Below are 9,236 nucleotides of genomic sequence, written 5' to 3'. Positions count from 1 at the left end.
TTCTATTCCATTCTGCGCGCAACCACTACCCAATTCATGTATGCATTGGCGGTGGGCACGCTGGCCTATGTCGCCTTGATCGTACTGAAGTCGCGGTTGAGTGCGCTGTGGAAGATGATCGCTCTGGTAGGCGGCGTGGTTGCAGTCATTGCCATGTTCGTTTTCGATCCGAAGTTCTGGGGCGTTGTGCTGATGGGCGTTTCCGTGCTGATTTTGGCCGGCATGCCTTGGCTCGACCATTCCCCCGCCAAATCGATTCGCTATCGTCCAACCTGGCACAAATATGTGTACGCCTTGTTCGGCATTGCGTTCGTCATCCTTGGCTATCTCGGCATTCTGCCTCCGACCACGATAGGCACTTTGGTATCGCAGATCTGCACATTCATCTACTTCGGCTTCTTCCTGCTGATGCCATGGTGGAGCACCATGGGGCGCTTCAAGCCGGTGCCAGACCGTGTCACATTTGAGCCGCATTAAGCCGCAAAGGAATAACAGAACATGAAATTGCTGAAAAAACTGATCGCGGCAATCGCTTTCGTCCCCGCGGTGGCTTTCGCGGCCGGGGAGGGTGCTGCGCTCGACCGTGTACAAAGCCGAACCAACGACCTCATCGCGTTGCAAAACGGCGCAAAGTTGTTTGTGAATTACTGCCTCAACTGCCATTCCGCTTCCGCGATGCGCTATAACCGCCTCCAGGATATCGGTCTCACGGAAGAGCAGATCAAAAACAATCTGCTGTTCACCAGCGACAAGGTAGGTGACCTGATGCAGGTGTCGATGTCTGCGAAGGACGCCAAGAACTGGTTTGGCGCAGTGCCGCCCGACCTCTCGGTCATTGCACGCTCCAAGGCATCCGGTGACGGTTCCGGTGCGGATTATCTCTATACCTATCTGCGTACCTTCTACAAAGACGATACCCGGCCGACCGGTTGGAATAACCTTGTTTTCCCGAATGTAGGCATGCCCCATGTCATGTGGGAATTACAAGGCATCCGCAGCGCGAAGTTCGTCGACGAAAAAGATCCGCATGATCCGAGCAAGACCTTGCACAAGTTCGCTGGCTTCGAGCAGATCACGCCGGGAACGATGACGTCACTCGAGTTTGATAATGCAATGACCGATCTGGTTGCTTATCTCGACTGGATGAGTGAGCCGATGCAGAATACGCGCCGGCGTCTCGGCGTTTGGGTGCTGCTGTTCCTCGGAGTTTTCCTGTTATTGACGTGGCGTCTTAACGCTTCGTACTGGAAAGACGTCAAATAAGGCATTTGCCCGAACTGCGGGCGTAAGTTTTGGGGTGAGCCGTATCACGTCTCACCCTTTTGTTTCTAAGGAACTACAAACATGATGGTTCTCTACTCGGGCACGACCTGTCCATTTTCCCAGCGTTGCCGTCTCGTACTGTTCGAGAAAGGCATGGACTTTGAAATCCGTGATGTCGATCTCTTCAACAAGCCGGAAGATATTTCGGTAATGAACCCATATGGTCAGGTACCGATTTTGGTCGAACGGGATCTGATCCTATATGAGTCTAATATCATCAATGAGTACATTGACGAACGGTTTCCCCATCCGCAGTTGATGCCTGCCGATCCATTGATGCGCGCACGTGCACGTTTGATGCTTTTCAATTTCGAAAAGGAATTGTTCATTCATGTGCATGCGTTGGAAAACGATAAGTCCAAAGGCGCCGATAAAACACATGAGAAAGCACGTGCTGAAATCCGGGACCGACTGACAACGCTTGCACCTTTGTTCCTGAAAAACAAATATATGCTCGGCGATGAGTTCTCGATGCTGGATGTTGCCGTGGCACCGCTATTATGGCGTCTGGACCACTATGGTATTGAGCTGTCGAAGACTGCAGCACCTTTGATGAAATATGCGGAACGGATCTTTTCCCGTCCGGCATACATCGAAGCGCTGACTCCATCTGAAAAGGTAATGCGGCGTTGATAGGCAGTTGCATCGACGCGTTGGTCGAGTCCTGGGCTTGTCAGCCGTAAGCGGGCCTTTCAAGACCCTCACGCCAACGCGTCAACCGGACATTAAAACCATGCCTGAGATTTCTACAAAGCCGTATCTTTTACGCGCGATTTACGAATGGTGCACCGATAACGGTTACACGCCCTATCTTGCCGTGATGGTGGATGCACAAACCCGAGTGCCGCGCGAATTTGTGAAGAACGGAGAGATTGTTCTTAACATCAGTTTCACGGCAACAAACGGCCTGAAGATGGACAACACACTGATTAGCTTCAATGCCCGTTTTGGCGGTGTGTCCCGCGAAATATCAGTGCCCGTGGAAAATGTTGTCGCTATTTATGCGCGTGAGAACGGGCAGGGCATGGCGTTTGAAGTGTCGCCGCTTCCGGCAAGAGATGGTGATACATCAACATCGAAAGATGAAGAGGCGGTCAGCCCTGCATTGACGGCAGTTCCATCGCCCGGCAATGAAGCAGGAGCTAATACTGTTTCATCAACTGATGAAAATAATGATCCGGAACCACCAAAAAAAGGCGGAAGACCTACACTAACTCGCATCAAATAAAGTACAATAACGTTCTTCAAGTTTCGCCGGCTTAGCTCATTTGGTAGAGCAGTTGACTTGTAATCATCAGGTGGCCAGTTCGAATCCGGCAGCCGGCACCAGCTAAAAGGCCCATGATCGTTTGATCATGGGCCTTTTCTTTTGGAACATCTCGCCAAAAAAGTACGTATCAATCAGAACGCGATGTTCAGTCGTTCGATTTCATGCCGTTCCAGCGTGGCGTAAGCGCATGTTCAACCGCAAACAAATCAAGAATACGGCCAACCGTGTGGTCGACCATTTCAGCAATTGTCTGCGGGCGATGATAAAAGCCAGGCAATGGCGGATAGATGATCCCGCCCATCTCGGTGACTGCAACCATGTTGCGAAGGTGCGCCAGATTGAAGGGTGTTTCCCGAACCATTAAAACTAGCCGGCGACGCTCCTTGAGCGCCACATCGGCCGCACGGGTGATTAAACTATCGGAAAAGCCGTGCGCCACGCCCGCAAGGGTTTTCATGGAGCAGGGGGCGATAATCATGCCGTCCGACTGAAAGGAGCCGCTGGCAATCGATGCGCCGATGTCGCGCACGGAGTGGACAACATCTGCAAACAACTCGACATCCTTGCGGCTGAGGCCAAGTTCTTGATGGATATTCAGTACGCCGGCATCCGATACCATCAGATGCGTTTCGACCTCAGGTACGTCGCGCAGTACCTGTAAAAGCCGTACCCCATAAACGGCGCCAGTAGCGCCGGTGATTGCGATAACCAGCCGTTTCGGCGCGGGCATCTGAATGGATGTACGGCGAGGAGGTGCTAGACCGTCAGGACTTGAGAAGGCTTTGCAGTTCGCCGGACTCGAACATTTCACTCATGATGTCGGAGCCGCCAATGAACTCGCCTTTCACATACAACTGCGGAATGGTCGGCCAGTTCGAGTACTCCTTGATGCCCTGGCGTACTTCCTGGTCTTCCAGGACGTTTACCGTGACGATGTTCTCCACGCCGCAGGACTTCAGAATTTGAATGGCGCGGCCGGAAAATCCGCATTGGGGGAACTGAGCGCTCCCTTTCATGAACAGCACAACCGGATTTTGGGTAACGGTATCTTTGATCCACTCTTTAACGTCGCTCATGGCACAACTTTCGAAAGGTTCAGAATAACGGTCATTATATGAAAAAGCGGCCGCCGGTGTTCGTCCGGACGGCCGCATTCCATATATTCCTTCAGGCCTTCAGCTTGGCGAATGCCGCCGCCATTGCGCCGTTCGGCGCGGCTTGCTGCGGACGTTGCTGATGCTGCGCCAGGCGACGGGCATCGGTACGGTCGCCGCGCTGTTCCGATTTTGCACCCACTTGCTGCGGAGAATCCGAAAGCCGCATGGTGAGCGCAATACGCCTTCGCTTTTCATCCACTTCCAGCACCTTTACCTTGACGACCTGGCCGGCCTTCACCACCGTATGCGGATCGCGCACGAAGGTATTCGACAGTGCGGAAATATGGACCAGCCCGTCCTGGTGCACGCCGATATCCACAAATGCGCCGAAGGCAGCGACGTTGGTAACGACGCCTTCCAATATCATGTCCGGACGCAAGTCCTTAATGTCTTCTACGCCCTCCTTGAAGGTTGCCGTAGTGAACTCCGGGCGGGGATCGCGACCGGGTTTCTCCAGTTCTTTCAGGATGTCAGACACGGTCGGCACGCCGAATTTGTCATCCGCGTACTTGGAAGGATTCAGTGACTGCAGCAGCTTCGTGTCGCCGATCACCCCTTTCACATTCTTGTTGATGTCGGCAAGGATTTTTTCAACGACCGGATAGGACTCCGGATGAACCGCCGAGGCATCCAAAGGATTTTCGCCGCCCATGACACGCAGAAAGCCTGCCGCCTGCTCAAACGTCTTTTCACCAAGCCGCGGTACCGAGCGTAACGCCGCGCGGGACGTGAACATGCCTTTCATGTCCCGATAGGTGACGATGCTTTGCGCCACGCTGCTATTGAGGCCGGATACCCGCGCCAGCAATGGCGCCGACGCGGTGTTGACGTCAACACCTACCGCGTTGACGCAATCTTCAACTACCGCATCGAGAGAGCGTGCCAGTTGTGTTTGCCCGACATCATGCTGATACTGCCCGACGCCGATCGATTTCGGATCAATCTTCACCAGTTCCGCCAACGGATCCTGCAAGCGCCGTGCAATCGATACGGCGCCACGAAGCGATACATCAAGGTCCGGCAGTTCCCGTGACGCGAATTCCGACGCCGAGTAAACCGATGCGCCGGCTTCCGACACGACGATCTTGGTCAGTTTCAATTCCGGGCGCATCCGGATTAGGTCCTGCGCCAGCTTGTCGGTCTCTCGCGATGCAGTGCCATTGCCGATCGAGATCAGCGCGACATTGTGCTTCTGGGCCAATTGAGCGAGCGTATGCAGCGACCCATCCCAGTCGTTTCTCGGCTGGTGCGGATAGATGGTTGCCGTATCCACCACCTTGCCCGTCGCATCCACCACGGCAACCTTGACGCCGGTGCGCAAACCGGGGTCGAGGCCCATGGTAGCGCGGGGACCGGCAGGTGCCGCCAGCAGCAGATCCTTGAGATTACGGGCGAAAACGTTGATTGCCTCAATCTCGGCACGTTCCCTCAGGCCAGTCATCAATTCGGTTTCAAGATGCATGAAAACTTTCACACGCCAGGTCCAGCGCACCGCATCGGCGAGCCATTTGTCCGCCGGACGTCCCAGGTTGCTGATACCGAAGCGGACCGCGATCCGTCCTTCGCATGGGTTATGTGGCGCATCCCACTTCGGTTTCTCCTCTTCCGTATCCAGCCGCAATGAAACATTCAACACTTCTTCCCGCCGGCCGCGGAACAGCGCCAACGCGCGGTGCGACGGGATGGTATGGATCGCTTCCGTATAATCGAAGTAATCGGCAAATTTTGCGCCCGCTTCCTGCTTGCCTTCGACGACCTTCGACTCCACCACGCCATGTTCGGTCAGATAGTCGCGCAGCGTCTGGAGCAAGGTTGCGTCTTCGGAAAAACGTTCCATCAGAATCTGGCGCGCGCCGTCGAGTGCAGCCTTCGCGTCAGCTACGCCGGGATTGTCCCCGTTGTCCGTGGTGAATGCCGATTTCAGATACTTGCCCGCCTCCTCCTCCGGATTCAATTGCGGGTCTGCCAGGAGAGCATCCGCGAGCGCGGTAAGGCCCGCTTCCGCGGCAATCTGCGCTTTGGTACGGCGCTTCGGCTTGTAGGGCAGGTAAAGGTCTTCGAGTCGTGTCTTGTCTTCCGCATGCGTGATCGCATCAAGCAGTTCCGGCGTCATCTTTCCCTGTTCCTGGATCGATGCAATGATGGCCGTACGCCGGTCTTCCAGTTCCCGCAAATACCGCAACCGTTCTTCCAGCAGGCGCAACTGGATGTCGTCCAGGCCGCCGGTGGCTTCCTTGCGGTAGCGGGCGATAAAAGGGACGGTTGCGCCCTCGTCCAGCAATGCAATGGCGGCGGCAACCTGTACCGGCTTGGCGGCAAGTTCAAGGGCAAGGCGTTGTTCAATCGAAGGCAGCATGGGTGTGGCAATTCATGAGAGGAGCGTTGGATGATACCGAAACCTAGGTCAAAAACCAGTCTTGACAAGGATCGAAGTGTTGCTGATCTGGCGGCTATGCGAAATGGTTGACTAATCTGCCACCCGACACCCGCTCGATACCAGCGAGATCCTTCCAGCTGCGCACCGCCGAAAAGCCCCGCGTCGCAAGCAAGTTGCGGACGGCTGCTGCCTGATCATAGCCATGCTCCATCAGTAACCAGCCGTCGGCAGAGAGGTGCGGCGTCGCGCCGGCAACAATGTTGCGCAAGGCCGACAGCCCGTCGGCATGGTCGGTGAGAGCATTGATCGGCTCGAAACGCAGGTCACCTTCCGACAGATGCTTGTCGCCCTCGACGATATAGGGGGGATTCGCGACGATCATGTCGAACCTTCGGCCTGGAAGAGCCGCATACCAGTCGCTATGAACAAAAGCAACATTTGCAGCATGGTGGCGCGCATTGCGCTCAGCCACGGTTAACGCGGCTTTACTGATGTCCACGGCAGTTACGTTGATGTCGGGACGGGTATGCGCAAGCGATACTGCGATGGCGCCGGACCCGGTGCCCAGGTCAAGAACGTGGTTCTCAGGCTGAAGTCGTTCCAGGGCAAGATCGACCAGCAATTCAGTCTCCGGCCGGGGAATCAGGACGTCCGGCGTGACGGCAAACATCAGTCCATAGAATTCACGCGTGCCGGCAATATAAGCAACCGGTTCGCCCTGCATCCGACGATGAAGTGCTGCGCGTAGTGCCATTGCTTCGTCGGTCGTCAGGGCATGCTCGGATCGGGTAATCAGCTGGATCCGTGATAAGTCTAAAACATGCGCAACCAAAATCCGCATGTCGACCGGATCGAGAGGCGGGTTTCTTAATAAATCTCGAATTGTCGTTCCCACAGCGATCGACGCAAGAGCGGGGGAAGCCTCATGCTCCATGGTATTTGGTCATCGATTCTGCTGCCGCAACGCTGCCCAAAGCAGCACCAGAAGGAACAGAATGAACCATGCGAGCGACCATTGCGGAATGGACAATCCGAGTATCGGCGCGTATTCGGTGGAGCACAGGCCATCGGCCTTGAACATAAAGGGCAGAAGTTCTGCGGTCGGAATCCTGTTTAGCGACGTTTCGAGAGGGTCGATACCGCAGGACACCGTCGGATGCGCCTTTACCCATAAATGCCAGCCAGCGACACCGGCGCCACCCAACGCCGACAGTGCACCCAGAAATGCGCCGAACTTCACTGCATTGCGCGGCAGGAAGGCAAACGCCAGGCAAATAATCGCAACCAGCGCAAACGCATAGCGTTGAATGATGCACAACGGGCAGGGCAACATATCCTGCCCATGCTGCAGGTACAGCGCATAGGCCAGCAAACCCAGCGAAGCGAGGGCAACGGCAACCAGAACTGGCTTGGATGTTTTCATCATGTGTCGGCAAATTGAAATGTCATAAGATTAACCTGGATGCAATTAGTTCCATGGCGCAACGTATGCCCATCGTCGGCTACGCTTCTTCCCCCAACGCAGCCAGCAGTTCGGCTTGGTGCTCCGCCATGAGCGCGTTGGTTAATTCTTCCAGATCGCCGTCCATGATGAAGTCAAGTTTGTACAGCGTCAGATTGATGCGGTGATCAGTCATCCGGCCTTGCGGAAAATTATAGGTACGAATGCGTTCGCTGCGGTCGCCAGAGCCGATCAGCGATTTCCGTGTGGCCGCTTCTTTTGCCTGCTGCTCCCGTAACTGTACATCCTTGATCCGCGCAGCAAGCACCTTCAGAGCAGATGCCTTGTTCTTATGCTGGCTGCGATCATCCTGGCATTCCACCACGATGCCCGTTGGCATATGCGTGATGCGCACGGCAGAGTCGGTTTTGTTGATGTGCTGGCCGCCGGCGCCGGACGCGCGAAACGTATCGATGCGAATCTCGGAGGGGTTGATATTGACGTCTTCGACTTCATCGGCTTCCGGCATCACCGCCACGGTGCAGGCGGATGTATGAATGCGTCCCTGGGTTTCGGTGGCCGGTACGCGCTGTACGCGATGGCCACCCGATTCAAATTTCAGCTTCGAGTAAGCGCCGAATCCGACGATGCGCACGATCACTTCCTTGTAGCCGCCAATTTCCGACGGTGATTCGGATACCATTTCGATTTGCCAGCGATTGCGTTCCGCGAAGCGGGTGTACATGCGCAGCAAATCCCCTGCGAACAAGGCCGCTTCATCGCCGCCCGTGCCGGCCCGGATCTCCAGGTAGATGTTGCGTTCATCATTGGCATCTTTCGGCAGCAGCATTTTTTGCAGATCTATTTCTAGCTGTTCCATGCGCGCCTTGGCCGAGGTAATTTCTTCCTGCGCCATTTCGCGCATTTCAGGATCGGACAGCATCTCCTCCGCGCTTTCCATGTCGTCCGCCGCCTGACGATACTCCCCGTACAGCGTAACCAGCGGACCGAGTTCGGCATGTTCACGCGTGAGCTTGCGATAGTTTTCCATGTCGGCGGTAATGCCTTCCTGCGTCAACAGATTCCCGAGTTCTTCCAGCCGCTCTGTCAGGTGATCGAGTTTGGCAAGCATTGATGGTTTCATGGGTTTTTATGTTTCTGCTGTTCAGGGGGGCGGTAGAAAGAGTACGCAGCGTGGCGCGTTTGACGGCGATCTCACAATCGCCACAAGCGAAATGGAAGCGCCGCTAGCGCTTGGTGCGAAAGAGTTGCGGCAGCAGTGCTGCCAGCCGGGCGCGCTCGTCGCCCTGAGCGCTGTGGAGCGCCTGCTGTGGACCGTGCAGGAACTTTGCTGTCAGTCCCTTCGACAAGGCTTCCAGCACGGCGTCCACATTTTCTCCTTTAGCCAGCAGCCTGCGTGCGCGCTCGAGTTCCATCAAACGTATCGCCTCACTGCTCTCATGCAGGTCCTGGATGACTGGCACAACAGCGCGCGTATCGATCCAGTGCATGAATGACTGCACCCGGTTTTCAATGATCGCTTCCGCTTGTGCAACCGCAGCTTGGCGATTCTCCATGCCGGTCTGCACCGCCGCGCCGAGGTCGTCCACGGTGTATAGGAAAACATCGTTCATGCGTCCAACTTCCGATTCGATGTCGCGCGGCACG

9 protein-coding genes, 1 tRNA gene and 2 pseudogenes are annotated in these 9,236 nt (G+C 55.6%); 5 read left to right on the top strand and 7 right to left on the bottom strand.

The genetic code is table 11. From position 1 onward, the window contains the following. The 5 genes and pseudogenes from VGU61_RS09525 to VGU61_RS09505 all read left to right on the top strand — a co-directional run. Positions 1 to 477, top strand: a pseudogene (locus tag VGU61_RS09525) (cytochrome bc complex cytochrome b subunit); the annotation flags it as partial. Between the two features lie 21 nt (positions 478 to 498). Then, entirely contained in the window at positions 499 to 1,263 is a 765-nt protein-coding gene (locus tag VGU61_RS09520; protein ID WP_326858878.1) for a cytochrome c1, read from the top strand. Positions 1,264 to 1,344: 81 nt separating this feature from the next. Then, complete coding sequence (locus VGU61_RS09515; RefSeq protein WP_326858877.1) at positions 1,345 to 1,956, top strand: glutathione S-transferase N-terminal domain-containing protein; 612 nt, start codon at positions 1,345 to 1,347, stop codon at positions 1,954 to 1,956. A 100-nt stretch (positions 1,957 to 2,056) separates the two neighbouring features. Then, positions 2,057 to 2,551, top strand: a complete 495-nt coding sequence (locus VGU61_RS09510; protein WP_326858876.1) for a ClpXP protease specificity-enhancing factor — start codon at positions 2,057 to 2,059, stop codon at positions 2,549 to 2,551. A 25-nt stretch (positions 2,552 to 2,576) separates the two neighbouring features. Next, positions 2,577 to 2,652 (top strand) — tRNA-Thr (locus VGU61_RS09505). Between the two features lie 86 nt (positions 2,653 to 2,738). On the opposite strand, the gene VGU61_RS09500 is transcribed toward VGU61_RS09505, so the two are convergent. The 7 genes and pseudogenes from VGU61_RS09500 to VGU61_RS09470 all read right to left on the bottom strand — a co-directional run. Further along, the gene (locus VGU61_RS09500) at positions 2,739 to 3,323 is read right to left on the bottom strand and encodes a UbiX family flavin prenyltransferase (protein ID WP_326858875.1); all 585 of its coding nucleotides are present in this window, start codon (positions 3,321 to 3,323) and stop codon (positions 2,739 to 2,741) included. Between the two features lie 34 nt (positions 3,324 to 3,357). After that, entirely contained in the window at positions 3,358 to 3,669 is a 312-nt protein-coding gene (grxD, locus tag VGU61_RS09495; protein ID WP_326858874.1) for a Grx4 family monothiol glutaredoxin, read from the bottom strand. A 91-nt stretch (positions 3,670 to 3,760) separates the two neighbouring features. Next, positions 3,761 to 6,106, bottom strand: coding sequence for a Tex family protein (locus VGU61_RS09490; protein WP_326858873.1), 2,346 nt, complete (start codon positions 6,104 to 6,106; stop codon positions 3,761 to 3,763). A gap of 94 nt (positions 6,107 to 6,200) precedes the next feature. Next, positions 6,201 to 7,061: a peptide chain release factor N(5)-glutamine methyltransferase gene (prmC, locus tag VGU61_RS09485; RefSeq protein WP_326858872.1), complete on the bottom strand. Its 861-nt coding sequence runs from the start codon at positions 7,059 to 7,061 to the stop codon at positions 6,201 to 6,203. 9 nt (positions 7,062 to 7,070) lie between these two features. Beyond that, positions 7,071 to 7,550 (bottom strand): disulfide bond formation protein B, encoded by a 480-nt coding sequence (locus tag VGU61_RS09480; protein ID WP_326858871.1) that lies wholly within the window; start codon positions 7,548 to 7,550, stop codon positions 7,071 to 7,073. A 79-nt stretch (positions 7,551 to 7,629) separates the two neighbouring features. After that, entirely contained in the window at positions 7,630 to 8,712 is a 1,083-nt protein-coding gene (gene prfA, locus VGU61_RS09475; protein WP_326858870.1) for a peptide chain release factor 1, read from the bottom strand. Positions 8,713 to 8,815: 103 nt separating this feature from the next. After that, positions 8,816 to 9,236: pseudogene (locus tag VGU61_RS09470) on the bottom strand (glutamyl-tRNA reductase); the annotation flags it as partial.

This window comes from Noviherbaspirillum sp. (assembly GCF_035944575.1).
Classification (GTDB): domain Bacteria; phylum Pseudomonadota; class Gammaproteobacteria; order Burkholderiales; family Burkholderiaceae_D; genus Noviherbaspirillum.
This window is presented reverse-complemented; position numbering and strand designations above follow the sequence as displayed.

What these genes read in the sequence shown, in the direction of transcription:
- VGU61_RS09515 (WP_326858877.1), top strand. Translation starts at nt 1,345, where the DNA reads ATGATGGTTCTCTACTCGGGCACGACCTGTCCATTTTCCCAGCGTTGC.
- VGU61_RS09480 (WP_326858871.1), bottom strand. Translation starts at nt 7,550, where the DNA reads ATGAAAACATCCAAGCCAGTTCTGGTTGCCGTTGCCCTCGCTTCGCTG.
- grxD (WP_326858874.1), bottom strand. Translation starts at nt 3,669, where the DNA reads ATGAGCGACGTTAAAGAGTGGATCAAAGATACCGTTACCCAAAATCCG.
- prfA (WP_326858870.1), bottom strand. Translation starts at nt 8,712, where the DNA reads ATGAAACCATCAATGCTTGCCAAACTCGATCACCTGACAGAGCGGCTG.
- VGU61_RS09520 (WP_326858878.1), top strand. Translation starts at nt 499, where the DNA reads ATGAAATTGCTGAAAAAACTGATCGCGGCAATCGCTTTCGTCCCCGCG.
- VGU61_RS09500 (WP_326858875.1), bottom strand. Translation starts at nt 3,323, where the DNA reads ATGCCCGCGCCGAAACGGCTGGTTATCGCAATCACCGGCGCTACTGGC.
- VGU61_RS09490 (WP_326858873.1), bottom strand. Translation starts at nt 6,106, where the DNA reads ATGCTGCCTTCGATTGAACAACGCCTTGCCCTTGAACTTGCCGCCAAG.
- prmC (WP_326858872.1), bottom strand. Translation starts at nt 7,061, where the DNA reads ATGGAGCATGAGGCTTCCCCCGCTCTTGCGTCGATCGCTGTGGGAACG.
- VGU61_RS09510 (WP_326858876.1), top strand. Translation starts at nt 2,057, where the DNA reads ATGCCTGAGATTTCTACAAAGCCGTATCTTTTACGCGCGATTTACGAA.